We start from the raw sequence: 24,911 nt of genomic DNA, 5'->3' as shown, positions 1-24,911 counted from the left end.
ACCTGTCACATTCTGTACAGAACCCTTCTATACGAAATGACATACTTCGGGTGATGGATCTTCTCTTTTTGGTATAATGAAAAGAAAATGTCAACAATAGGGTGTCAATATGCAACAACTTGTCAAGCCCTCGGAATACGCCAAGATGCACGGTCTTTCGAGGCAGAGTGTCTATGCGAAGATCAAACGCGGCACACTGCCGTCAAGAAAGATCGACGGGCGATACTATGTCATCGTCGCATCGGATATAGAACAAGATGTTGACAAACCTGGTCAGGAAGAGAAGATAGAACATGTTTCACTCATCGACGAATACCGGGAGATTCTCAAGGCCAAAGACGAAACCATAGAGGTTTTGAAAGCATCCATCGAAGATCTCAAAGAGGCGAACGCACAGATCACGCAAACACTGCAGCAGGAGATCACACTTCTCAAGCAGGCGTTTCATGAGATGAAAACGATTTATCAAAACAATTACCAGTTGACACATGTAAAGCCAAACGAAGATGAAGAAAAAAGGCCGCACATCGACGTCGAACCGGAAGAAGAGGCCAAACCGGAAAAAGCGAAAAAAAGCGAAAAAAATACCAAAGAGAAGAGAAACGAGCAAAAGAGTGAAGATGAGTGCTGGATTCCCCTAGGCGACCTGATTCAACGACAACAGTACAACTACAACAAAGCCAAACAGGTTGTCAAACGGTTCAAGAAAGCCTATAAGAAGGGAGACAAACGCATCAAAAAGCAAAATGGCATCTACTATATCTCCTGTTACGACTTTTACGAAGATATTTTGGAGTGATCCCTTGAAAGAAATCCCAATTTTGGTATAATTGCACTCCATCGATGTCGGGGTGTGGCGCAGCCTGGTTAGCGTGCTACCTTGGGGTGGTAGAGGCCGCGGGTTCAAATCCCGCCACTCCGACCATTATAAACTTCCGTTCAATCTTTTTTCAGACCTTCATCTTCATCCGAACTCACCCTGTTGCGGCCTTCGTTTTTCGCTTTGTATAGATTTTTGTCCGCTCTTGCGATCAGCGAACCGATCGACTCGTTTCGGCGCCGAATCGCGATGCCGATGCTTACGGTGACATTTTCCACCCCGTCGAATCGATGGATCTGGATATGCTTACGAAGCTTTTCGGCGATCATCCGTGCCTGATCCTGCGATGCGTTGCTCACGAAAACCAGAAACTCTTCCCCTCCGTAACGGCACAGGACATCCTCACGCCGGATATGTGTGGCCATGATCCGTGCCACCGTCTTGAGCACTTCGTCGCCTACATCATGCCCGTATGTATCGTTGATCTGTTTGAAATGGTCGATATCGACGAACAGAAGAGCGTAGCGTTTTCCGTTGTTGCCGAGTCTGCGCAGACAACCACGCCGGTTGTAAGCCCCCGTGAGTGCGTCCAATTCGGCCGCACGGGCTTTGATCCTGTAAATATGGAGCATCACGATAAGCAGTATCGCAACAAGTACGGCCAGAGCCAGGGCGATCAGGGCGATCCGCGCACCCGAAACGACCCCCGCGACCGCACCCGTATCTTTCTGGATCACGATATAGTAGCCGCCCGGATGTCCGTCGATCATCCTGAGCGGCAGAAAACTGAGTATGTAGAAATATCGGTCCGGCCCCTGCACGATTTTGGAAAATTCGCGATAGGAAGAGAGGTCGGTCTTGAAACCGATCGATTTCAATTTTCGGCACGTCTGTGCACACTTCTCGTTTATGACGAAGTCCGGGTCGATGAAGCATCGGCGGTAAGCGTGCAGGCGTTTCCAGTCGACCACTTTTTTGAGCTCTTTGAAATCGAGGATCAGATAGTATTGCGTCGAACCTCGATGGATCCGTTCGAGCATACGTTTCATGACATCGAACGTAAAGGAGAGTTCGACACTTCCAACGTAGTTTCCACGATAGAAGAGCGGATAGATCGCCCGGTAAGCTTCCAGGTAGCGTCCGGTCTCGAAACCGTACAGAGGTTTATGGGTTTTGACGATCTTCGCGATCGACGGCCTGATTTCCAGAAGCGAATCTCCATAAACATCCGCTTTGTGAATACGCAAAAAAGAGCGGCCGTCCGGCAGATGGAACTGGAAATGGCGCAGTTTGTAATCTGCAAGTTTCTTGTAGATCGGCGCATAGCGTCGATAGAGCGTCCTGCGAATCTTCTCTTCGTCACCCCCGTGCGTCGCATCGTAAAGCAGCTGCCGTGTCGTATCGTCGAACATCAATGTCGCGACGATGTCGGATGTCGTCTTGAACGTTTCCAGCTCCAGTGAAATCAGCCGCTGCTGATTCTCCTGTGCCCGCCTGGCGACGCCTTCGAGCTCTCTTTGCTTATAATACTCGATACCGGTATATACGACAATTCCCGTCAATACGACCATCATCAACTTCAAAAGCGTCAGCGGCCATAGGTTTTTGTTATCCAATGTCATGGCACAATTGTAGCACGTTGCCGAAAAAAGAACAAAATTTCTTATCTACCGATGGCCAGGGCATAGAGAACCATCGCATCGCTCTGCAAGAACGCTGCGACATCGTCGTCGTAGTAGGCACCGATCCCACTGCATCCGATCCCGAGGTAGCCCGAGGCGAGATAGAGGCGATGGCCCACGACTCCCGCCTTTTGATAGAGTGCACGATAGTTGCATCCATCCGACAGTATGAAAAAGGTGACGGCACTTTCGCTGCCGAGCCGCTGCTCGAGACAGAGGTAGCCCGCTTTTTTGGAGAAGTCGCCGATTTTGACCATTTCGCCGCGATGCCAAACGCCCAAAGGCATCCCCTCGACACGATTGATCACCGCGTAGATTTGAAGCGGTTCGTCGCAGTCGCTCGGTATCGGCTGATCGACGATCTCCATGATCGCTTCAAACTGCGCTTTCGTGATCGGCCGCTTCGCGAACTCCCGAATCGATCGGCGGCGCAGAATCGTCTCTTCCCACGCCTCTTTGTGAAAGGTAAAATGTGGAAAACGCGCCGCTTTTCGGCACGCCTTCAGACGCAGCGTATCCCGATAGGCCCGTTCGATCACCGAATTGGGTTCGAAGACACCTGTCGGATCGCTCTGAACGAGCGTCGATGCGGGCAACGACACCTCTTTGCCCCTATCCGGTACGGCGACGATCGCGGCGGAGAGAAAGAACTCTTCGGGACCGAAACCGAAAAAGCGGTTCAATCCTTCCAAATCGATATCGTAGGCGATGCGGTAGGCGTGTTCGTAGAGGTAGCTTCCCGCTTCGATCGTACCGAGAAGATGGCCGGCATCGAGAAGCGTGTAGCGGTAGGCGCGGTTTTTGTATTTCCAGGCCGAGCGGTACCACGGCGAACTCACAAAAAAGAGCAACCCTTTCATCCGGGAGGAGAGCTTCAAAAGCGGCTCGAGCCCCGTCTTCTCTTCCAACGGCTGAAGCAGAACCGCCGATGAACTTCCCACCTCGAAATGGTAGATGCCATCGTCGAACCCTTCGACATCCCGCGCCTGAAAATAGATTTCGTTCGGGTAGAGCGCCCCGGCACTCGGGTTGGTACGCAGATAGTACTCGACGCCCGGATAGCTCTTTTTTGCGGTTATGCCGCCAATATGGTAAATCAGTGTGTGGGAAGGAAAGTTTTTTGAAAGTTCGATCCGCGGAAGCTCCGAAGGGTAGAGCTTCATCAATGCGGGCTGACGCTCCCAATCGAGCCTGTTGGGGTTTTGGCGGACAGAAATCCAGGAGTGCTTCGTCGCCTCGTGATATTCACGCCCCGAACAGTTGTTCATATTTCTGCTCCAAAAGCGCGTCGACCTTCCGATAGAGCGGCAGATGCTCAGACTCGACACATTCGATCAGCGTACGATACTTCAGGTAGACCTTCCATGTCTTTCTGGCAGGTTCCATCCGTCCCTTTTTGACCAGTTCGAACGCTACGGATGCATTGATGAACCCTTTGATCAACGAAATTTCGTTATCTTTTTCAAACCGCTTCGGATACCAAATCTCTTCGAGCGCTTCGTGTGCTTCGTAGTAGTCGCCCGCTTCGATCAGTTGCACGAACGTTTGACATGCCTCCCCCATCGTTTCCCCTATATGCGTAGTGTCTTGCGCCAGTAGCCGCGGCCGCCGCGCAACGATATGCAGATTTTATCGGGAAATCTCTTGCGAAACTCTGGCAAACGCTCTTTAGTCTCTTTGCCTGTGTCACAGTAAAAGAGAAGCACCGTCCCTTCAGGGTACTCTTTCAGCTCGTAGGGATTGTAGAGCAGGGTTTCCACGCCCTCGATCGGCTTGGCGATCGTATCGACCAGCAATACCTGCCGTCCCTGTGCTTCCAGCTCCTTTTTGGCCCGCAGGAACTCCTCCTGCGTCCACTCATCCTTGAATTCGGCCACTTAGCGGTAGTTTCCGAAGTTGATCGGGAAGTCGAAATCGAGCGATTTGAGGTGCGCCATCACCGCCTGCAGATCGTCCAGCGACTTGCCGCTGACACGGATCTCGTCACCCTGGATCGAAGCCTGTACTTTCAGCTTCATCCCCTTGATCTCTTTGACGATTCGTTTGGCGTCATCTTTGCCGATCGCGTCGACGATGGTGAAAACCGCCCGGCGCGTTCCGCCACTGGCATCTTCGCGGGCCGTCTCTTTGAGTGTCTTCGGCGAGAGCCCCCGCTTGATGATCTTTCCGATCAGGATGTCGATCAACGCATCGAGTTTGTTGTCGCTGGAACTCGTAACCGTAATCGTCTTCGCCTTTTCGTTCAGGTCGATCTCCTTGGCGATCCCTTTGAAGTCATAGCGGTTCTCCGCCTCCTTCTGTGCCTGCTGAGTCGCGTTTTTGATCTCTTGCATATCGGCTTTGGCCGAAATGTCGAAACTGTGCTCTTTTGCCATCTCTACTTCTCCTCTATCTTTTCATAATCGCTTTCGGGCCTCGATTTCGCACGCACCAGCAGTACTTTCATCCGCTTGAGCAGCGCGTCGGAAACACTCTTCAGATCGGCATAATAGGCTTTGGCCCGGTCGATATCCCCCTTCTCGATTCCAGAGGGCCCGAAGAGTTTTCCAAGCAACCCCTTCGTGTTCTTTTTCAGATAAAGATCGTAAATCTTTCGGTTTTCATTATGCCACAGCGAGTGAAGTTTTTCAATCTCCTCGATCGTGGAAGCCCCGAAAAAACGTTTCAGCCATTCGATATTTTCATAAAGCCATGCACCGAAACTGCACACCTTTTCATGCAAGGCCGCATCCTTCTCGTCGACTTTCATTCCGTAGGCCATGAAGCGGCTCGTTTTCAACTGTCTCTCGTGTGCCGTGATCGCCGCCTCGATATGTTTTACCGCATCCTCTTTTTTCATCTTTCGATCTCCCGTTTTCTTAAACAAATTGTAATCTGTTTTTGATTAAATTAGGTATAATAAAAGCCCGAAAAATAGGGCGTTTTTACAAAATTGAACATTTTTAACCACAAGGTATTTATCATGGCACGACCCACTCCGATCGATGAAGAGATCACGCTCGATCCCAAGCGCTATATCGTCAGCAAAACGGATACAAAAGGCGTTATCGAGTACGGTAACGACTACTTCGTTCAGATCAGCGGATACAAGGAGTCCGAACTCATCGGCCAGCCGCACAACATCATCCGTCATCCGGATATGCCCAGAATCGTCTTCAAAATGATGTGGGACCGCATCAGGAACAGAGAGAATATTTTCGCCATCGTCAAGAATCTCGCCAAAGACGGCCGCTATTACTGGGTCGTCACGGAGTTCGAAACGAAAGTCGACCCGCTTACCAATGAGATCACCGGATATACGGCATTCCGAAAAGCCGCGCCCAAAGAGGCCGTCAAAGCGATCGAGCCGATCTATGAAAAGCTGATCGAGATCGAAGCGGTGGGAGGCATGGAAGCCTCCGAAAAATATCTTCGCGGCTATCTCGAAGAACGCGGTGTCACATACGACGAATTCGTCAACGATCTCATCGGCAACAAAGGGCTCTTCAAAGCCTTTTTCAAGCTGATGAAGAAGATGTTCGGTTAACCTTTGCAGATACCGAGCTTTTTGAACCCTTTTTTCGCCCTGAGGCGCAAAGGCCATTTGTAGAACTTTTCGATCGCTTTCTTGCCCAGGTATGCCGGCACACCGTAGATGCGCAACCATCCTGTATCGATAATCGCGAAGCGGCCGCCGAGGGCGATGGCGAGCCCTCTCAGCCGAATGTCGACTCTCTCCAGCTCTTCGCCACTCAACAGAGCGACGATGTTACGGCCTGCTGTCGTACCGCTTTGCTCCGCACTCTGCGCGGTGGGAGGGACAGGTTTTCCTTTCCGGTCCTTCAGGTCCGCCGCATCGCCCACGACAAAGACATTCTCGACACCCTCGGGACGCAGATAGGCATCGACTTCGACCTGCCCGATCCGGTTTTTCTTGAAAGGGAGTGACTGGACGAAGGGTGCCGCCATGATACCGCCCGTGAAGATCATGAAATCGAAATCGATCGTTTCGCCGTTTTCCAGATAGGCCCGCCGCTCTTCGACACGGGCAATATGCGCGCCGATATGTGCGACAACCCCAAGCTCCCGCAGACGCCTCCGTGTCCGTTTGACGATGCTCGGATGCATACCGTGCAAAAGGGCCCCGCCCGCCAGATGGATTTGAAGCTGGCCGCACGCCAATGCGTTGGAGCGATAGTAGCGGTTGAAAAAAGCCTGCATCTCCGCTGCGATTTCGACACCCGAAAGACCTGCCCCTCCTACCAGAATACTGTACTTCTCTTTTGCCTCTTTGGCGCTTTCCAGGCGTTTGTAGAGCTCGGCTTCGAAAAACTGTTTGAGCTTGAAGGCGGCACGGAGGCTCTTGACACCGTATGAACAGCTTCTCAATCCCTCCACGCTCTCGAAAAAACGTGTGATGGCACCTGCTGCAATGACGATATAGTCATACTCCACGACCTGGCCATCTTCACAGATGAGGCGGTGGTTTTCGGGCTCCAGTTTTTCGGCGACGGCATGCATAAACGTGACATTGTCTCCAAAACCGGCACAGAGCGAACGAAGCCCGATGATCGTCTCGTCGAAAGGTGTTTTGCCGGCGATGAGGTCGTACCCTTCAGTCTGCAGAAAGTGGTACGGATGCCTGTCGATGACGGTAATGCGGATATGTGGATGTTTCGAAAGCTCTTTGAGGGCGCGAAGGCCGCCGTAGCTGCCTCCGACGATTACGACGTGGTGCATGGTACGCCTCCGGTATTTTTGATTCTATTATACCGGAGTTTTTTCTCGGACGGTTACGGCGTTTTGTGGCAGAACCACCAATCGTAACATTCGTAGGTTTTACGGCGCGCTTCGGCCGTCTCGATATCGGTGGCGGGCGGGATAATGACGTGATCGCCGATCAGCTCGTTTTCGGGCCAGTTGGCCGGCGTGGCGACGCCATCGGCATCGCTCTTTTGCAGCGCTTTGACGGCACGGACGATCTCGTCGACGTTGCGCCCGATCTCCTGCGGATAGTAGAGGATCGTTCGCGTCACACCATCCGGATCGATGATGAAGACCGCACGAACCGTGTTGCTCCCCTTGGCGGGATGCAGCATCCCGAGTGCTTCCGCGATGCGGTCGTTGGCCGCGATAATCGGGAACGTGATCTCGACATCCAGTCTCTCTTTGATCCAGTCCACCCACTTGATATGGCTGAAAACCTGGTCGACGGAAAGGCCGACGAGCTGGCAATTCAGCGCGTCGAACCGCTCTTTATGTTTCTGGAACGATACGAACTCGGTCGTACAGACCGGTGTAAAGTCGGCAGGATGGCTGAAAAGGACCGTCCACTTCCCGTTCAGGTCATCCGGAAAGGTCATCGGCCCGTGCGTTGTCTGAACCTCGATGGTTGGAAATCTTTCTCCGAGCAATGGCATAGACATGTCGTACCTCCTTCATAGTTGGGATTCGTTAGATCATCAGATCGAGAATGCGCATCGCTTTTTTCAATTCGTCTTCGGCGACGGCATTGTCGTCGGGCGAAAACGCTTTGGTGATCTTCGCCAGCACATAGATCAGCGTTCCGACGATCTCCGGAAGCCTCTTTTCGAGCTCCGCCTCCATCTCGTACTTGATCGGCGGATGGATCGCCAGACGATCGAGAATCGGCTGCAATTCCAGCGCCTCTTCCAACTCGGCGAACTTCTGCATCGATTCTCTCATCGCCTTGGTCAGCGGCATGTCGCTTAGCCAGATGACATCACGGTTATTATAACCTGCATTGGCTTCCGCGACGGTAAGCATATCGTAGAGTTTCCGGTCGATCTTCTCCTCGATCTCTTGGACTTTGTTCTTCGCCAGTCTCAGTCCGGCCGCTTTTTTGAACAGCAGCTCGATTTTATACGCACCTTCCGTTTTCATCTTTTTCGCTCCTTCTAGACTTCTTTTTTTCTTTTTTCGTCGAACCGCAAAGCGGGAAATGTCATTTCTCGCTCTTTTCGGTATGGATCTTTTTGACCGATTTCTCTTTGAAATCTTTGAGTTTTCCGATCAGCTTTTCGAACAGTTTTCCGGCCTCGTTCTTGCCTTTGATCTCTTTTTCGACTCTTTCGATCTCTTCGTCGAGCGCTTTATAGGTCGTATCGCTCGCGCTCGTATACCCCAACGCTTTTGCGATCTTCAGCTCTTCACGTGCCGCTTCGAGATGCTTCAGCGCCTGCTTTTTGTCAAACTTTGCGCTCTTTCTCGCCGCTTCGATCAGCGCTTCGGCCTTGAGCGGCGGCAGCGGAATGACGATCTCGTCTCGAACCAGTGTCCTCAACGCCATCTCGAGTATATCGCCGGCCTCTTCCATTTTTCCGTCGGCAAGATATTTCGCTGCCAGCTTCAGCGCCTGAGGATACGAAACGAGTGGAAGATTGAGGGTGACGATGTCGATTTCGCTTTGCAACGTATCGAGCAGGCGCCGCGCCTCCTGCACCTTTCCGACAGCCAGCAGCTTCTTGACCGAATCGAGTGTCTCTTCGACACTCCCCAGATCGCCGAGGTACTCGGTCGCCGTCATGGTGGAGTCGATCGGAAGCAAAACCGGAGCGTTCTCGTGCGCCAGCACCACTTCCAGTTTTCCGATCGCTTTTTCAAGACCCTTCTTGGCCGCTTCGGTATCTTTTTTATCGAGATCTTCCAGAACTTTCTGCGTCAACAACACGGCTTCCACCGCCTCTTTCACCACTTCCAGCTGCTTATCGTGCACTGCGGCTTTGGCACTCTCGACTGCACCCGCACGCACTTCCGCAGAGCTCTTCGCCATTACCGGTGTTCCGCACAGCAGCGCTGTGAGAGCCAGAACCGACAATACTCTCTTCATTTTGGACTCCTTCGGTTTCGGATACCATGTTCAAATAGATCCGTTTGAACACGATACTTTTATAGTGTTTCACTGAAGGAATTTTAGTCCAAAACCATCATACTGTTCTGCGACTCAAGTATCATTTTTTCAATTTGATGCGAAATTTTTCCGTTTTTTTCATATTGAGGAGCAAGAAAGGCGCTAGAAAGAGGATTTCGAGCACAAGGGAGATAGCCATGACCTTCATCGTACCGTGGGGGTCATCCGTATAGGGGAGCCCTCCGGTATTCATCCCGAAAACACCGGTCACGAGTGTCAACGGAAGAAAAATGGCGGAGATCATCGTAAGCCAGTACATATTACGATTCATCCGCTCGTCGACCTTGGCACGGTAGAAGTCGTAGAGATTGTCGAGCTTTTCGATCGCCGATTTGGCGAGATCACGGATACGCCCCATATGCTCGGAAAGGTCGGCGTAGGCGAGATCTTCGAAATCTTCCCGTTTTCTATGGTGACGGACGAAGCGTTCAAAGGCCAGCGATGCGTGGAACATCAAGCGGTGGATGAGCGAAACATCCTTTTTGTATGCCAGCCATTTCTGCATGAAGTTGGAAGAGAACGCTCCGTCGTAGAGGCTCTCTTCAAGCATTTCGATCTCGTAGTGGTAGTGCTGGATATCTTTGAGCATACGGTCCGTCTTTCGATCCAGAAACCGATGCAGCTCCTGCAACGATCCGGCCGATTCGAGCTTTTCGGCACTGCGGTCGAAGCGAAAACAGCGCCCCTCCCTGATGACGAAAGCGTAAGAGGTGACCTGCAAGCCCTCGGGGCCTGTCTCGGGGAGCCTCAAAATCAGTACGGCATAGTCGTCGCCAAGCTCGAACTCCGAAGGGTGGGTGGCATTTTCTATATCTTCGAGCAGAAGTTTGTCGATCTCTTCCCTGTTCAGCTCAATACTCATTTTCAACCTTCTCCAGGAGCTTTTTCACATCGTTGACCGCCAGTTTTTTCCGTTCGATGTTCAGAATGCCCTCTCGCTTGAGTTGCTGAAGATGCCGGTTGACGACATGGCGAACGGTCCCGATCATCGAGGCGATCTCTTCATGTGGCAGGTTTTGCAAAAGCCCCAGGGGTTTGACGGGATTTTTGAGATCGAGGTTTTTCAATATCAGCTTCATCAGGCGTGTCGAGGTGTCGTAGAGCGACAGGTCGGACGCCAGCTCCTCGACCTGGCGCATCTGCTTGGCCATATAGGGGAAAAAGGCACGATTGAAAGCGGGGTTGGTTTCAAGCCACTCCCGCACTTTTTCGATCGGCAGTTCGAGCGCCTTGACATCGTCGAGCGCCTCGGTCATCACGTCATGGCGCTTGCCGTCGAGCACTGTCAACACGTCGAACATATCGTGCGGCCCCAGAAGGTAGAGGGTCTGTTCCCGATTGGTCTCGGGATTGTACCGGTAAACCTTGATACGCCCTTCGATAATGATGTAAAAGTGGCGAAGGGTATCGTCCGGATCCATCGCCGGGAAACCTTTCCGGTACTCCCGTATTACGCCGATACGGTTGATTTCGTCGATCAGCTGGCCACCGAGCCCCTCGAAGGGTTCGAGTTTCGTCAGATGCAACATCAAAAATCCAGTCCGAAGCTGCCGAAGCTGCCCATATTGGGATCCATATGGCCCATCTGCGTACTTTTGGCCCGAAGCATCAGGATATCGGATTTGGGGTCGATTCCCTGTGGGCAGGCCGCCGTACACTCGCCACAGAGCGTACAGTCCCAGACACCGTTTCGCTGGATCGTATCGATCTTGCTCTTTGCATCCTCTTCGCGCGGGTCGGCGACGTATCGCCAGTCGCGTGTCAAGGCGAAGGGCCCGAGAAATGCGGGGTCGGTTTCATAGACCGGGCAGGCACTGTAGCAGGCGCCGCAGAGAATGCAGTCGCTCTGCACTTCGGTACGCTTCTCCTCTTCGGGAGTGACGACGGCTTCGGGGTTTGGAACTTCGAGCCATGCCTTCGCCCGCTTCAACGTCGCGAAGCTTTCGTCCTGATCGACGATGAGGTCTTTGATCACGGGAGAGAAACGAAGCGGCTCCACGACATCGCCGTTTTTGGGCTTGTAGGCACATGCCAAGACTTCCCGGCCGTTGACGCGGACGGCACAGCTGCCGCAGACACTGCTTCGGCAACCCAAGCGGAAACTGAGCGTCGGATCTCTCTTCTCCTTGATGAAACTGAGTGCCTCGAGCAGCGTCATCCCCTCTTCGACTTCCCACTCCTGTACCATTTCCGGCGGCTGCCGGGTCGCATGGTAGCGTTTGATAGAAATCTTTATCATCCATTCTCCTCGTCATCGAAATCTTCACAGCAGTTGCCGCCCGTTTCATACTCCTCTTCCCACGGCTGAAGCTCTTTTTCGACCGTTTCGATCAGTTTTTCGACCTCTTCGAGCTTCCTCTGGGCTTCATCCAGCTCTCTCTCCAGCTTTTCGGCCGTCAACACCCCCTCTTTTCCATTCTCCATTCTCAACGCTCCATCCTCCATCATGCCATTCCTTCGAATTCGTTACACAGTACACCCTGTTCTTTCCACGAAAGCGAGTGCACACCGCCGAATTTCTCGTCGTCTTCACGCGGAAAATCCTCCCGCTGGTGCGCCCCGCGCGATTCGTTTCGGCTGATGGCGCCCACCAGCACCACTTCGGCCAGCTCGACCATGTTGCCGAACTCGATGAACTCCAGCAGATTGGTGTTGTACTCTTTGCTTTTGTCGGCAATGCCCATGAACGGCAGCTCTTTCTGCATCTGGCGGATCACGGCCAACACCCCTTTGAGCCCCATCTCGTTGCGGACGATTCCGACGTTGCGGTAGAATATCTTGCCCATAAACTCCCGCTTCTCGTAAAAGTCGATCTGGTTCGTGAAGTGAGGAATCGCCGCGACGAAGTTTCTGTCTTTTTCGAACTGTTCGCTCGATTTCGGTGCCACTTCGCCGTTTTCGCGTGCGAATTTCGCCGCGTTCTCACCGGCTTCGCGCCCGAAGACGACCGTTTCGAGCAACGAATTGCCGCCCAGCCGATTGGCGCCGTGGACATAGGCGTTGGCACATTCGCCGGCGGCGAAGAGTCCCTCCACCTTCGTCATATGGTTGCGGTCGACTTCGATGCCACCCATCGTATAATGGGCCACAGGCTTGATCGGGATGAGGTCGCTCATGGGGTCGACGCCTTCGTAGAGCCTGGCGAGTTTGCGCTCCTGCGGAAGATTCTCCTCGATGAAAGCTTCACCGAGATGGCGAATATCCAAAAAGACCTCTTCGCCGCTCTCGAGCTGCTCCCAGATCGCTTTTGCCACCTCGTCACGGGGCTTCAACTCGTCGACGAAACGCTCTCCTTTGCCGTTGAGCAGCTTGCCGCCCGCACCCCGTGCACTCTCGCTTATCAGTATACCGCTGCCCTTCAGCGCCGTCGGATGAAACTGCACGAATTCCATATCGCTCAGCACACATCCGGCGCGGATCGCCGCCGCGACACCGTCGCCCGTCGTCGCCGTCGAATTGGTCGTAAACCCGCGGTAAAGCCCACTGTAGCCACCGCTGGCGACGACGACGCTTTTGGCACCGATCGCCTTTACCTCCCCGCTCTTCATCTCGATCGCGGTCACGCCAAGAACACGGTTCTCTTCGACGATGAAGTTGAGCAGGAAATGTTCGCCGAGAAATTCGATATCGGCTTTCAACGCCGCGTCATGAAGCGTATGGAGAATTTTGAGCCCCGTATAGTCCTGGGCGTAGCACGCGCGCTTGCCGCTGGCACCGCCGAGCCTTCGCTGTGCCACCCTGCCGTCCTCGAGACGGCTGAAAGGAGTACCGAGTTCATCGAGCCACGCGATCGCCTCCGGCGCTTTCTCGCAAAGCCTTCGGATCATCGCCTCGTCACCCAGCGTGTGGGCAGATTTCAGCGTATCGGCGATATGCGCCTCCAGACTGTCGGGGCCCACATTGCCCAACGCCGCGTTGATGCCGCCCTGCGCCATCGAAGTCTGCGAGCGGGTCGGGTACGTTTTGCCAAGTACCGCAACCTTCATTCCCTCCTCGTGCGCGGCGAGCGCGGCCGAAAGCCCGGCCCCGCCGCCTCCGATTATCAATATGTCGATCATTCGCAATCCTGTCCCATATATTTGTCAGATGAATTCTGGAGCAATTATAGCAAGACCCTATGCTATACTATATAAAAAACAATGATGAGGCATGGAGAATGACGAAACTCTTATGTTCTATTTTTTTGGCCGCGATTTTGATAGGATGCACAGGCGAACAGACTCAAAACGGCGGTTTCGACGTCAAAGAGACAGCGAAAGAGAAACGGACCAAATATCGCACCTTCGTCAGCGACGAGGAGCTCAAAACCCAAAAAGAGCTTGCCGAGATCGAAGCGAAAAAGCGTATCGAGCTCGAAAAGATAACCGGCGAAACACGGCTAAAGCAGCTGGAACTGGAGAAGAGGAAGGAGCTCGAACTGCTGAGAGAGAAAGAGCGGCTGCTGGCACTGGAGCACGAACAGGCGATGCAGCGCTATGCACTGATCGGCGGGATCCTTCTGCTCTTGCTTCTGGGAGCGGCCCTACTGTGGTACTTCGACAAACGGCGTAAAGACAAACTGCGCGCCTACGAGGACAATCTTAAAAAGTATTTCCATCAAAAAGAGAACGAAGCGCGTGTCAAGATCGCCGAAAAGATCCTCGACACCGTCGCCTCGCAGGATCTGGGGATCGAACAGAAGACGAAGCTGATCGAAGCGCTTCACGGCCCGGTCGGAGGTACGAAACCGCATACGCCGGAGGAGGAGCCGCAGCACCTCATCGAGGAGAAAAACGACGATGGAACCATCATCGTCGAACCACAGGAGAGCGACCATGACGACAAACCGGCCAAATAGTGGCTACACCGAAGGGGCGCTCTTCACCAAAGCGGTCTCCGACTTTTTCACGACCAAATTTTTGGTGCTGAGCACCGCCCCCTTCATCATCACGATGGTGCTGGCGTTCGGCTTCCTCTACTACCTCTCGGGAGAGTTTTTCGACATGCTGAGTGTCGCGGCGCAGGCGGCGCAGAATCCCGACGCCGCCCAGGCACAGAACGAGCTGGCGCAGTTCGCCAAAGAGTACCCGATCATGGCGACGATTTTGGGAAGCTTCATCTTCAAAGCGGTCGCCGGCGCACTCTTCTACATCGTCGGCGGCGGTTTCGCCGTGCTCGTCTCGGTGATTCTCGCCGTCGTTATCGTCGGCTTCTTCACCCCCTATATCGTCGCGGAGATACAAAGACGCCACTACCCCGACATCGAACGGAAGGCGACCGTACCCATGTGGGACTACATCCTTTTCATGCTGGGACGGTTCGCGCTCTTCCTGCTCTTTTTCTTCGTCTCGTTGCCGTTTTATTTCATCCCGCTGGTCAACCTCGTTGCCGTCAACGCCCCTTTCTATTATCTCTTCCACACCCTGCTGACACGCGACGTGGCAGGGGAGATTTTCGACAAAGAGGAGATGCAGAGTCTATTCAAAAAAGCGAAATGGCGCATCGTGACGACGACATTCATCCTCTACCTGCTCTCCCTCATTCCCGGTGTGGGAGTCCTGGGACAGGTCTTTTTCGTCATCGTCCTTGCCCATCAGTTTTTCCAGGAAGCCTCGAGGCTGAGAGGCTCACGCGTCACCGTCGCATAGCCCCTCACCACTTCAGGCCGATTCTTCCGCCCCCGATCATCGCGATGGCGAGTGCACCCGCGAAATAGAGAAGCGGCGTCTCGACAATCCAGCCGCCGTGCATACCCAGCGCGAAGAGTTTTCCCCCATACGCCAGGGCGATGGCGGCAGCCATGTTGAAAGCGATCACCAGCGCTGCGATACGCGGACGCAAGCCGACGATAAGCGCGACGGGTGCCAGCACCTCGCCGACATAGACACCGTAACCGATCCATGCCGGAAGCGAGTGTGCCGCAAGCATCGCCTGAACCCCGCCGATGCCGTGGATAATTTTATGAATTCCATGAAAAAGCAGCAATCCGCCGATCGCCAACCGCAGCAAAAATTTTCCCCATTCGACCATCATCGTTCAACCTTTCGACACATTTTTCATCATACTACAACCGCATGATTGCCAATCCGTTTTTCAAAAATGTTATACTATACAGAATTTCATAAAAAAACCGAAAGAATCGAAATGCCAGATCCTGCCGGAACGGAAAAAGAACGTTTAGCACAGTTGAATCAGAAATATCTGAAGATCATTCGCGCCATGCACGATGCACTGCTCATCGTCAGGGCGAAGGATTTCATCATCGACGAAGTCAATCCCCGTCTCGAGAAGATAACCGGTTACGATGCCAAAGAGCTGAGGGGAAAGGAACTCTTCACTCTCCATCCCCCTGAATTCAGAAAAATCGTCCACAAAGCGCTGCGAGCCATCTCGAAAGAGGAAGAGGGGCTCCTTCCGGAAATCTATCTCTTGACGAAAAACGGAGAAAAGATTCCCGTCGAAGTGACCTTTTCGAAATTCGTCATAGGTGAAGAGCTCTATATTCTCATGCTCATGCGGGATATCCAGGAGAGGCTCTCCATCCAAAAAAAGCTCTATCGCCTCAACCGCCTCTACCGCGTTCTGATCTCGGTCAACGAACAGATCGTCCGATCGAGAACGAAAAACGAACTCTACGAAGCCATCTGCCGCATCATCGTCGAAGAGGGCGGTTTCAAGTTCGCATGGATCGGAGAGATCGAAGACGAAGAGCGCATCACGCCGGCCGCCTACCACGATGTCGCGTTTTATTACAGGAACGTCGAACAGAATCTTCTCAATTTCGCCAAAGAGGATATCGCCAGCCTCGTGGACGACCTCAAGCAAAAAGGCCATATCAGCCTGTCGGAAAAGAGAGAAACCGGCTTCTTGCACCAAAAGCTCACCGTTCCGATCTGGCACGACAAGGAGAATGTGGGCATTCCGCTCTACCACGGAAAGGAGATTCGTGCCATCTTGAAGATCTACTCCGACGAGTTCGACGCTTTTACCGAAGAGGAGATACGCCTTTTCAAAGAGATCGCCGACGATATCTCCTACGCCATCACGATGCTCGAGAACAAAGAGAAGCTCGAATATATCAGCAGTTTCGACCTGGCGACACAGCTTCCGAACCGCCATTTTCTGAAAGAGCGTATCGACCTGGCGATCTACAGCTCCCACTACACGAAAGAGGCCTTCGCGCTGATTCTGATCGATATCGACCAATTCAAACTGATCAACAATACGTTCGGCTACGGTTTCGGAGACAAGGTGATCCAGCATGTCGCCAAACACCTCAAACTGCTCGTTCGCCCAAAAGATATCCTGGCACGCTACGACAGCGACGAGTTCGCCATCCTCTATTTCGATGTCAAGAACGAACATGAGCTGCTGGAGCTGATTCAACGCATCAACGACATCTGCGCGGATCCTCTCTTCATCGATGGCGAAGAGCTCTATGTGACGCTCAGTCTCGGCATTTCGCTCTTTCCGAAAGATGCGAAAAGCTCGGACGATCTGAGAACGGCGGCGGAAACCGCACTCAAAAACGCCAAAGAGCAGGGCGGCAATACGTTCCTCTTCTACTCCAAAGAGCTCAACACCACGACCCAGGCTTCCATTCAAAACCAAAACGAATTGACCAAAGCGATTCACAACGGAGAATTCACGCTCTTCTACCAGCCGCAAATCGATCTACGAACCATGAGGATCTGCGGTGCCGAAGCGCTGATCCGATGGGACCATCCCCAAAAAGGGATGATGCCGCCGGGCAGTTTTCTACCCCATCTGGAAGAGTCGAGCCTCATCGAAAAAGTGGGCAAATGGGTCATCAACGAAGTCTGCAGGCAGATACTGGTATGGCGAAACGAAAAGATAGATGTCGACATCCCCGTCGCCATCAACATCTCACCCAAACAGATCATCAGAAACGAGAAGTTCTTCCACGACCTGTTAAAACGTGTCAAGCGCTCCGGCATTGATCCGAAATATCTCCATGTCGAGATTACCGAATCGTTGATCATGGAAAATCTGGAGCTGGCCGAAGCGGGAATTTCGCTGCTCAACCGTTTCGGTATCAAGTCGGCGATCGACGACTTCGGGACCGGCTACTCCTCCCTCTACTACCTGAAAAAGCTTCCGGTGCATATGCTGAAGATCGACCGGGTTTTCATCAAAAACATCCCGGAAAGCGAGGAGGACTGCGCCATCGTCAACGCCATCGTTTCGATGGGCAAAAGCCTGGGGAAAGCGACGGTCGCGGAAGGGATCGAGACGAAACAGCAGCTCGAGTTCGTCAAAAAAAGCGGATGCGACATCGTGCAGGGATTCTACTTCGCCAAACCGATGCCCGCCAAAGAGTTCGAGCGATTTTATCATCATTTCAATACCGGGGCCACCCCCGAAGCTAACGGTTTTTCGGCAGATACTCCAGAATGACCGGCTCGCTGAAGTTGGGAACGTCGTCGTAGGTAAAAAGAGCGTAATACTTTTTCACATCGAGTGCGCCGAAGTCGTCGTAGGTCCAGTTGTCGGGCCCACCGTAGAGCTTCTCGCCGTCGTAGGGCGAGATCGGTTTTCTGAACGGGTTTTTGATGACGAAAACTCCTTTGAAGTCCTTGTCGTCGGGATTTTTCCAACCGAGGCGAATCTTTCCGTTTTCGATTTTGTAGGTCAGATGGCTCACCGGCGCCACGGGACGGCGGCGTTTGTGCAGATACTCGATCACGAGCTTCGGTGTAAACTCCGGATGGGCGCAATGCCACTCGACGGCCGAATTTTTCACCAGTTTCTGGGCACTGCTCGGACGCAACAAAAAGGCGATGCTCTTCTTGTCGCGTAAACGATTGCCGAACTCCTGAATCGCGTAGGTGTCGAAAACGAAAACCTGTTCCTGGTTCTTGAGCTCGTTGACACTGACGTCGTAGCCGATGTTTTCGATAATGCGGCGCGCTTTGATCGCATCGTAGTCGCGTTCGGCATCGGCATCGATCATCTCGAGATGGAAGCGAATGTTCTCTTTGGCATAGACTTTGACCGGATTGAGAACCACATAGGCGCGGGTGATCTGCATGAATTCCCAGTTTGGAAGCGATCCCAGTTCGAAATCGAACGTGGCGTAGATCTTTTTGCCGCCACCATCGAATCCGCTGACGATTTTCCCCTCTTCGATCCCGTCCGCCCGTACCGTGAAACTCTGCCTGGGGAAAAGCTCCATCCGATTGGGCTCGAGCGTGTAGGTGATCTCCAGGTGGGGCCGAAACGCCAGGCCGCCCCCGAATTTTCCATATCCTATGTCCCATTGCATCATCTGCGACGTACGCCCGATATTGAGTGTTTTCGGACCTTCGATGCGGAAGGTGACCGCTTCGACGGCAATCTGTTCCTGCAGTACCCGGCACTCCGCTTCGCTGAACTCCCAGCTTCGCCAGATCCCCTGTGTCAGATGGTTCGACGGTGTCGGCCGACCGACATAGGAGCGGATTTTCATCGCCTCGACATCCTCGAACTTGGTGATGTCTCCGATACTTTCGGGATCGACGATGCCGACATCCCATTCACCGAACTTCTCGACCGTCACACCGACGCGGTTTAGGGGATAAAGGCGTAGACGCGCCCGCTTGATGACTGCATTTTTCGGGATCGTCCTGAGGGGGATCGTCACGACGGCGTAGCTGACACCCTTTGTCTCGTTGACACCCACGAAGAGTGAGTTGACACCAAAATGCGACGCGTTCTCTTTGAGCTTTTCGGCGACGTAACCCGTCCTCTCCGGCCAAGGGAAATAGGTGCGGTGAAACTCGTCGTCACCGACATGGGTCCGGATCGCGAGCACGGGTGCGAACGGCGATTTCCGGCCGCTTGCCTTGTCGACGGCACGGATATGGTAGAAGTAGGGCGTATCGCTTTGCAGATTACTGTCGGCGAAACGATTCGCCTGTGTCAAACCCATCAGATTGAAGGGGCGGCAATAGGACTTTTCTCGCCGGCTTCGATAGATCTCGAAATAGATCTCATCATCCTCCCGCGTGCCGGGGCAGGGTTCCCACTCGAGTGTGACATTGTCGACGCCTACGAACGTCGCCCGAAAGTTATCCGGCCGCGGCATCGCCCCCTCTTTGGCGTAGTTTGGTGCCTCTTTGAGTGCCGCCAGGAGGGCGGGGATATGCTCTCGTATATGCTCGATCATATCGTCGAGGTAGTCGGAGATATTGCGTGTCCCCACCTCGACGACCGATGCGACGATCCCCTTGGAGTAATAGAACTCCCGCCCACTGCCGCTGATCAGCTTCGCCGGCGGCTTCCCCTGATGGATACCGTATTCACGGTCGCTGATCTTTCGGATCTCTTCGGCCATATTGGCACAGAGCACGTTCATGTCGGTCGTATCGATCGTATCTTCATGGCGAAAATCGTGGGCGGGGAAAAAGACGTTGCCCTGTGAATGGTAGTCGAGTGCGATGGCGACGTTGGGATGGCTCTCTATAAAATCGCGCAATGCACGGGTTTCCGGTTCGCTGAAAGGTTCCGGCCCGCCGTAGATGTTGGAGGTGGGGTTGTTGCTTTTGACGAATCCGACAGGAAAGTTTCTGTTGAGATCGACGCCGTAGCTGCCATCGGCATTCTGACGGCGATTTTTCCGCCAGAACGAGAAATGGTTGCGCGAATACTCGAATCCGTCGGGGTTGGCACATGGTACCATATAGATGGCGGCGTTTTGCAACGCCTCCTGGATCGCATGGTCGTAGGCGATGTTGCGGTCCACGTGCTGTGCGAACCCGATCGCCAGTTCCAGCCCGATCCACTCTCGGGCATGGATCGTCCCGGTGAAAAGGAGTGCGGGTTTGGTATCGGCATTTTCGACGTTTTGGCTGATCGTGACGGCGATGATGTCACGCTTTTCCCACGTCTGGCCGATCACCTCGAGAGCGAAGAGATCGGGTCGGCACTCGGCCAGATTTCGGAAAAGCGCGACCGCATCGTCGTAGGAGTGGTAGAGTTGTTTCATTGAATCCCTTACATACGCCGAAGAAGACGGGCTCCTTCGGCAACGCCAACGCTGGATTCGCGTCAGCGGCTGGCTCGCGCGGGTCAACCGCGCTTTTGCATCTCGCTTACTTGATCGCGATGTGGTCGCGGATTTTAGCGAGTTTCTTTTTACCCAGACCTTTTATTTCCAACATATCTTCCAAACTTTTGAAAGGGCCGTGCTTTTCGCGATACTCGACAATCTTTTCGGCCAGCTTTTTGCCGATCGACTTGATTTTTCCGAGCGCTTTGACGCCCGCTCTGTTGACATCCGTCTTGCTGTGCAGCTCTTCGGCCCACACTTTCAACATCTGCTTGTCGATCCCTTCTACTTCGAAGAGCTCGTCGATACTCTTGATATCGTGGCTGTGGATGTAGCGGATCACTTCGACGGCGATCTCCTCCTCCATTCCGTGCAGCGTCATCAACTCCGTCAGCGTGACGCTTTCGAGCGACATTTCACTTTCGTCCAGATCGCTGTGGATCGCTTCACCGTGCTTCGCCTCCTGCTTGATCACTTCCGGCAGCTCCTCTTCGTTCTCGATGGTTTCGAAAAGGTGGCTGTTGTCAGGAAGATCTTCGGGGAGACTCTCCTCCGTCAGCTCGACATCCCACTCGCCATCTTTGTCGTTGATGTAGCAAGCGCCATCGGTCGAAGGGACATATTTGCTGAAGCCGATGTGACGCATCGTACGCAACAGCTGAGGATTGATCTTGCCGAGCTCTTCCCAGTTGTAGAGCGGAATGTGCGGTTTCGGGAAACGCCCCTCGGAAAAGTCCCACATCAGATACTGCCCGATCCAGTCGCGAAAGTAGGGAAACGCCGCAAACGCCGTCGCACATTCGAGAATGTAGTATTTGCCGTCGTATTCGGCGATGTCGCATGCCCAGTATTCGGCTTTGGCCGCTTTGGAGGCCTCGACCGCCAGCTCCAGCGCACCCATCGGCACGCCGTCGTATGTCATGTAGCCACCCTGCGAGGTATTGGTCAGATCCATATCTTCACCCGCGACACGCCAGAAGGCACATGCCGGTTTGTGGCCGATCAGCATGACGCGGATGTCGGCGCGCAGGGGAATGCACTCCTGGATGTACATCGGCATATACTTCTTCTCGTCGAAAAGCTTCTTCGCCTCCTCTTTGGACTTGACTTTGTGGACATAGTAGCCGCCGTAATTGGAGGGGCCGTAACTTCTTTTGACAATGACCGGATAGTCGCACGTTTCGAGGTATTTGTACCCCTCGTCTCGGTTGTAGAATATTTTCGTCTTCGGATGCGAGAGATTGTGCTTTTCGCAAAAGAGGGTGACATTCTCTTTGGACTTGTTCGCGAACTGCGTCTCGATCGAGGGAACGAAACGTACATGCGGAAGCGCTTTGGCGATTTCACGGAAGGTTTCGTACGCCGTTGCGGGAATGTTGCCTATGAGAATGTCGATCTTCTTCTTTTTTACCTCTTCGATGAAACGATCTTTGTCGTTCCCCCAGTGATAAACCACCTGCTCGATCTTGTCGGGCCACCCCTTGAAGTTGGAGCGGTCGAAGAACCGCAAAACGTAATCCAGGTAAAGAAGCCCGAGCTTCGGAAGTTTCTTGTTTTTAGCCATTGTCTATTGTCCTTGTTTTATTTTTTCGTTTTTCTGTCGATCAGATCGACGATTTTGTCGATCTTTTTGTCATTGAAATCGAGTCCGATTTTCTCCTGCTCCGGTATCGCGAACGCTGGAATGCCGTTGACTTCGAGGACGATGTACTCCTCTTTGGACCGGTCATAGATGATGTCGACGCCTGCGATTTCCAGACCCGTCACTTTCGCGGCCTTGAGCGCCAATTCGACAACGGCGTCCTCCGGTTCCCGCAAAAACACGCTGCCGCCGCTCGTGACATTGGTGCGCCAGTCGCTACCGCCCGCTTTTCGGCCGTAACAACCGATATATTCACCATCGACGATGTCGACCCTGTAGTCGGTGTTGTCGTAGTCGATGAATTTTTCGACATAGAAGAACCGCAGATCCATCTGGTTCAAAAAGGGCATCAGCATATCGAGTGTCTCCTGCGAATCGATCTTCGTCAGCCCCACGCCGCCCCAGCCGTCGGTCGGTTTGTAAACCATCTGTTTCCACTCTCTCATGAATTGCCGCAGACGCGCGCTGTCGTCACGGTGGCAGAGACGGAAATCGGCCGTCGGAACGCCGTTGTTGCGAAGAAGATGTGCCGTTTGGAATTTGTCTTCTGTCAGCGCAAACGAGCGGAAATTGTTGATGCATGGAACGACCCGGTCGAGCGCCTCGTAAAGAAACATCTGGTACTGCGTCTGTTCGCCCGCATTGTAACTGAAAAACAGATCCAGCTCCTCCATTTTCGTGCCGTTGCAGATCGTGGTACCGTTTTCCACATAGGCTTGGCGAAGGTTGAGCCCCGTCACCGCCTCGATACCGCGCTCTTTCAACCGATCGACGATCTTCTTCTCGATCAGATCTCCGCCACCGTTTTGATACATCCAAATCCCGATTCGTCTCACACTATCTCTCCATATTTTTGATGATGCATCAGCACCTTCGTCATCAAATCGATCCGCTCATCGAAACTCGTTTTCAACGCCCGCTCTTTTGGGGTATGGTCCCCATCGCCGTAGGGGCCCAGCCCATCGATCGTCACGACACCGGCGGATGCGACGATGTTGGCGTCGCTCACGCCACCACGGCTTTCGACAGGAAGCCTCTGCCCTGAGATGCGCTCCATCGCCTCGATCAACGCTTTTTGCCACACATTGGGTTCCATCACGTCTCGCTGGATCGACCCGCCAAGACGCGACGAAGTCCTTTCGACGAAGTCGGTCGAGACGATTTCGTCCAGAGCGCGCATCACTCTCTCTTTCTCTCTATGGTTGGCGTAGCGAAGTTCGAAAAGCAATTTGGCATGCGGGCTGATCGTGTTGGCTCCGATGCCACCCTCGATCTTTCCGACATTGACGGTCGAACCCTTTTCGAGGTCGGTCAGTTCAACCAGCTTCTGCAGCTTCAGCGCCGCTTCGAGATTGGCATCGACCCCTTTCGCGTAACTTGTGCCGGCATGGGCCGCTTTGCCCTCGATCGTGATTTCGAACGTTCCGATCCCTTTGCGGCCAACCACCACTTCCATATGCTCTCCCGCCGCCTCGAAGACGAAACATTTGTCGTAACCTCTGGCCAATTCGCCTGTGAGCTGCTTCGAATCGTCGCTTCCGGTCTCTTCGTCACTCACAAAAAGCAGATCGATATCTTCGATCGTCCCATTGGCGGCATATATCGCCCGAAGCGCTTCGAGCGCGACGACGTTACCGCCTTTCATGTCGCAAACTCCCGGGCCATAAACCCATCTCTCATCCTCTTCGAAGCCCTCGAACGTGCCGGGAGGGAAGACGGTATCGAGATGTCCCAGCAGCAGAATTTTTTCTCTCCCGCCACTTTTGGGAGAGACGAAATGAAGATGGTCGCCAATCAATTCACGCGGATAGACCCGCGTTTCGAAGCCTATCTCTTCCAACCAGTTGCGAAAAAGCCCCCCTGTCGCATCGACCCCTCTCTTATTGTGGGTATAGGAGTTGATGCAGACCGCTTCTTTCAGATTTTTTTTCCATCGTTGTGCCACGTCAGCGTTCCATATATTTATTAAATTCACGAATAATCCACAAATAATACCATAAAACGAGGTTCGCTTCCATGGATGAAAACGGTCGTCTCTTCCATCTTGCCACTGCCGTTTTCCGGATCTACCGCACGGCATCGAGAGGACGGCCCTTGTCCGCTATTTTCCCACCGCCACAACCACTTCGAACTGCAGATAGGCAAGCGGATACTCCTGCAGAATCTGCCGGGTCTGCCTGTAACCGAGCCTGCGCGTTCCGCCGCTTACGCCGCTTCGCTTGATATAACGCAGTATCGAGAGTGTATCCTTGAAATAGAGTCTATATTTCAAAATATCGATCCGCACATCGAAGTGTTTGTGCAGGAGTGCGATCGTCTCATCTTTGGAGCGGATCGGAGAGGCGATACCCGCCGTTTCATGCAGTGCGGCGAAGGTACCGGAAGTGAAAATCGCAAGGGCGACGGGACGGCCGAGATCTTTGATCTGCGCGAGCGTCCAGTCGAGATCCCGGCTCCACTGCAGAGCGGAAGAGGAGACGAGCAGGTCGAAATCTCTACTTTTGAGCCTCTCGAAAAGTGCCGGGTCGTTAAAATCTCCGACCATCGTCTCGACCCCGGACCCACTGGGATGGATCGCCGTCATTTCGGGAACGATATCGATGGCCAGATAGCTTATGAACGGATGTTCATAGGCTCTGAAAAAGCCGCCCGTCCCGCATCCGAGGTCGACAATGCGGGAGAAGGGTTTCGGCACCTTTTTGGCCAGTGCTTCCGCCACGCGGGTCTGTATAAGGTTATAACGGCCGTAACTGCGGGCAAAACGACGAAACTCTCTATGTGCAGCCATATTTACTTTCAATAATGTTTTGGATATAATAGCGCGCTAA

The 24,911-nt window shown here is 53.3% G+C and carries 26 protein-coding genes and 1 tRNA gene; 6 read left to right on the top strand and 21 right to left on the bottom strand.

What is annotated here, in order from left to right; all coding sequences use genetic code 11:
- The first annotated feature begins 109 nt into the window (after positions 1 to 109).
- Both QUD54_RS07295 and QUD54_RS07290 read left to right on the top strand, forming a co-directional pair.
- Positions 110 to 799, top strand: coding sequence for a DUF3972 domain-containing protein (locus QUD54_RS07295; RefSeq protein ID WP_286336098.1), 690 nt, complete (start codon positions 110 to 112; stop codon positions 797 to 799).
- Between the two features lie 48 nt (positions 800 to 847).
- Positions 848 to 925 (top strand) — tRNA-Pro (locus tag QUD54_RS07290).
- Between the two features lie 14 nt (positions 926 to 939).
- On the opposite strand, the gene QUD54_RS07285 is transcribed toward QUD54_RS07290, so the two are convergent.
- Genes QUD54_RS07285 through QUD54_RS07260 form a run of 6 tightly spaced genes read right to left on the bottom strand, consistent with a single transcriptional unit; the run spans position 940 to position 5,341 of the window.
- A complete protein-coding gene (locus tag QUD54_RS07285; protein WP_286336097.1) occupies positions 940 to 2,442 on the bottom strand; it encodes a diguanylate cyclase in 1,503 nt (500 codons plus the stop codon).
- A 41-nt stretch (positions 2,443 to 2,483) separates the two neighbouring features.
- On the bottom strand, positions 2,484 to 3,770 hold the full coding sequence (locus QUD54_RS07280) for a nitroreductase family protein (protein WP_286336096.1): 1,287 nt from the start codon (positions 3,768 to 3,770) through the stop codon (positions 2,484 to 2,486).
- Positions 3,748 to 4,065, bottom strand: a complete 318-nt coding sequence (locus QUD54_RS07275; RefSeq protein WP_286336095.1) for a DUF309 domain-containing protein — start codon at positions 4,063 to 4,065, stop codon at positions 3,748 to 3,750. The genes QUD54_RS07280 and QUD54_RS07275 overlap by 23 nt, the downstream gene beginning before the upstream one ends.
- Before the next feature lie 8 nt (positions 4,066 to 4,073).
- Positions 4,074 to 4,379, bottom strand: a complete 306-nt coding sequence (locus QUD54_RS07270) for a hypothetical protein (protein ID WP_286336094.1) — start codon at positions 4,377 to 4,379, stop codon at positions 4,074 to 4,076.
- On the bottom strand, positions 4,380 to 4,877 hold the full coding sequence (locus tag QUD54_RS07265; protein WP_286336093.1) for a YajQ family cyclic di-GMP-binding protein: 498 nt from the start codon (positions 4,875 to 4,877) through the stop codon (positions 4,380 to 4,382). It abuts the gene before it with no gap.
- Positions 4,878 to 4,879: 2 nt separating this feature from the next.
- On the bottom strand, positions 4,880 to 5,341 hold the full coding sequence (locus tag QUD54_RS07260; protein WP_286336092.1) for a hypothetical protein: 462 nt from the start codon (positions 5,339 to 5,341) through the stop codon (positions 4,880 to 4,882).
- Between the two features lie 123 nt (positions 5,342 to 5,464).
- On the opposite strand from QUD54_RS07260, the gene QUD54_RS07255 reads away from it, so the two are divergent.
- Positions 5,465 to 6,028, top strand: a complete 564-nt coding sequence (locus tag QUD54_RS07255; RefSeq protein ID WP_286336091.1) for a PAS domain-containing protein — start codon at positions 5,465 to 5,467, stop codon at positions 6,026 to 6,028.
- Here QUD54_RS07255 and QUD54_RS07250 read toward each other — a convergent pair.
- The 9 genes from QUD54_RS07250 to QUD54_RS07210 all read right to left on the bottom strand — a co-directional run bounded on the left by QUD54_RS07250 (position 6,025) and on the right by QUD54_RS07210 (position 13,470).
- Positions 6,025 to 7,221 (bottom strand): NAD(P)/FAD-dependent oxidoreductase, encoded by a 1,197-nt coding sequence (locus tag QUD54_RS07250; protein WP_286336090.1) that lies wholly within the window; start codon positions 7,219 to 7,221, stop codon positions 6,025 to 6,027. The two genes, QUD54_RS07255 and QUD54_RS07250, sit on opposite strands and share 4 nt — an antisense overlap.
- Before the next feature lie 53 nt (positions 7,222 to 7,274).
- Positions 7,275 to 7,907, bottom strand: coding sequence for a peroxiredoxin (locus QUD54_RS07245; RefSeq protein ID WP_286336089.1), 633 nt, complete (start codon positions 7,905 to 7,907; stop codon positions 7,275 to 7,277).
- 28 nt (positions 7,908 to 7,935) lie between these two features.
- A complete protein-coding gene (locus QUD54_RS07240) occupies positions 7,936 to 8,385 on the bottom strand; it encodes a DUF1931 family protein (protein WP_286336088.1) in 450 nt (149 codons plus the stop codon).
- 61 nt (positions 8,386 to 8,446) lie between these two features.
- Entirely contained in the window at positions 8,447 to 9,331 is an 885-nt protein-coding gene (locus QUD54_RS07235) for a YfdX family protein (protein WP_286336087.1), read from the bottom strand.
- A gap of 121 nt (positions 9,332 to 9,452) precedes the next feature.
- The gene (locus QUD54_RS07230; RefSeq protein ID WP_286336086.1) at positions 9,453 to 10,274 is read right to left on the bottom strand and encodes a magnesium transporter CorA family protein; all 822 of its coding nucleotides are present in this window, start codon (positions 10,272 to 10,274) and stop codon (positions 9,453 to 9,455) included.
- Entirely contained in the window at positions 10,264 to 10,941 is a 678-nt protein-coding gene (locus QUD54_RS07225) for a Crp/Fnr family transcriptional regulator (protein WP_286336085.1), read from the bottom strand. Before QUD54_RS07225 ends, QUD54_RS07230 begins: the two co-directional genes overlap by 11 nt.
- Positions 10,941 to 11,651, bottom strand: coding sequence for a succinate dehydrogenase/fumarate reductase iron-sulfur subunit (locus QUD54_RS07220; protein WP_286336084.1), 711 nt, complete (start codon positions 11,649 to 11,651; stop codon positions 10,941 to 10,943). The genes QUD54_RS07225 and QUD54_RS07220 overlap by 1 nt, the downstream gene beginning before the upstream one ends.
- The gene (locus tag QUD54_RS07215) at positions 11,648 to 11,860 is read right to left on the bottom strand and encodes a hypothetical protein (protein WP_286336083.1); all 213 of its coding nucleotides are present in this window, start codon (positions 11,858 to 11,860) and stop codon (positions 11,648 to 11,650) included. Before QUD54_RS07215 ends, QUD54_RS07220 begins: the two co-directional genes overlap by 4 nt.
- Positions 11,857 to 13,470 carry an FAD-dependent oxidoreductase gene (locus QUD54_RS07210; RefSeq protein ID WP_286336082.1) on the bottom strand — a complete coding sequence of 538 codons (1,614 nt, stop codon included), beginning with the start codon at positions 13,468 to 13,470 and terminating at the stop codon, positions 11,857 to 11,859. Before QUD54_RS07210 ends, QUD54_RS07215 begins: the two co-directional genes overlap by 4 nt.
- A gap of 98 nt (positions 13,471 to 13,568) precedes the next feature.
- On the opposite strand from QUD54_RS07210, the gene QUD54_RS07205 reads away from it, so the two are divergent.
- Positions 13,569 to 14,249 (top strand): hypothetical protein, encoded by a 681-nt coding sequence (locus QUD54_RS07205; protein ID WP_286336081.1) that lies wholly within the window; start codon positions 13,569 to 13,571, stop codon positions 14,247 to 14,249.
- Entirely contained in the window at positions 14,227 to 15,039 is an 813-nt protein-coding gene (locus QUD54_RS07200) for an EI24 domain-containing protein (RefSeq protein ID WP_286336080.1), read from the top strand. Before QUD54_RS07205 ends, QUD54_RS07200 begins: the two co-directional genes overlap by 23 nt.
- A gap of 4 nt (positions 15,040 to 15,043) precedes the next feature.
- Here the strand turns inward: QUD54_RS07200 and QUD54_RS07195 are convergent, their stop codons facing one another.
- Complete coding sequence (locus QUD54_RS07195; RefSeq protein ID WP_286336079.1) at positions 15,044 to 15,424, bottom strand: DoxX family protein; 381 nt, start codon at positions 15,422 to 15,424, stop codon at positions 15,044 to 15,046.
- Positions 15,425 to 15,535: 111 nt separating this feature from the next.
- On the opposite strand from QUD54_RS07195, the gene QUD54_RS07190 reads away from it, so the two are divergent.
- Positions 15,536 to 17,809 carry a sensor domain-containing protein gene (locus QUD54_RS07190; RefSeq protein ID WP_286336078.1) on the top strand — a complete coding sequence of 758 codons (2,274 nt, stop codon included), beginning with the start codon at positions 15,536 to 15,538 and terminating at the stop codon, positions 17,807 to 17,809.
- On the opposite strand, the gene QUD54_RS07185 is transcribed toward QUD54_RS07190, so the two are convergent.
- From QUD54_RS07185 to QUD54_RS07165, 5 genes are all read right to left on the bottom strand, one after another.
- Positions 17,778 to 20,378, bottom strand: coding sequence for a M14 family zinc carboxypeptidase (locus tag QUD54_RS07185; RefSeq protein WP_286336077.1), 2,601 nt, complete (start codon positions 20,376 to 20,378; stop codon positions 17,778 to 17,780). The two genes, QUD54_RS07190 and QUD54_RS07185, sit on opposite strands and share 32 nt — an antisense overlap.
- A 106-nt stretch (positions 20,379 to 20,484) precedes the next feature.
- Complete coding sequence (locus QUD54_RS07180) at positions 20,485 to 22,005, bottom strand: helix-hairpin-helix domain-containing protein (RefSeq protein WP_286336076.1); 1,521 nt, start codon at positions 22,003 to 22,005, stop codon at positions 20,485 to 20,487.
- A gap of 17 nt (positions 22,006 to 22,022) precedes the next feature.
- Positions 22,023 to 22,919 (bottom strand): ATP-grasp domain-containing protein, encoded by an 897-nt coding sequence (locus tag QUD54_RS07175; RefSeq protein WP_320051516.1) that lies wholly within the window; start codon positions 22,917 to 22,919, stop codon positions 22,023 to 22,025.
- A complete protein-coding gene (locus QUD54_RS07170) occupies positions 22,916 to 24,028 on the bottom strand; it encodes a M20 family metallopeptidase (protein WP_286336075.1) in 1,113 nt (370 codons plus the stop codon). Before QUD54_RS07170 ends, QUD54_RS07175 begins: the two co-directional genes overlap by 4 nt.
- A gap of 156 nt (positions 24,029 to 24,184) precedes the next feature.
- Complete coding sequence (locus QUD54_RS07165) at positions 24,185 to 24,871, bottom strand: methyltransferase domain-containing protein (RefSeq protein WP_286336074.1); 687 nt, start codon at positions 24,869 to 24,871, stop codon at positions 24,185 to 24,187.
- Positions 24,872 to 24,911 lie beyond the last annotated feature (40 nt).

This window comes from Hydrogenimonas cancrithermarum (assembly GCF_030296055.1).
In the GTDB taxonomy this organism is placed as follows: domain Bacteria; phylum Campylobacterota; class Campylobacteria; order Campylobacterales; family Hydrogenimonadaceae; genus Hydrogenimonas; species Hydrogenimonas cancrithermarum.
The sequence above is the reverse complement of the archived record's forward strand: the minus strand, read 5'-3'. Positions and strand labels throughout refer to the sequence as shown.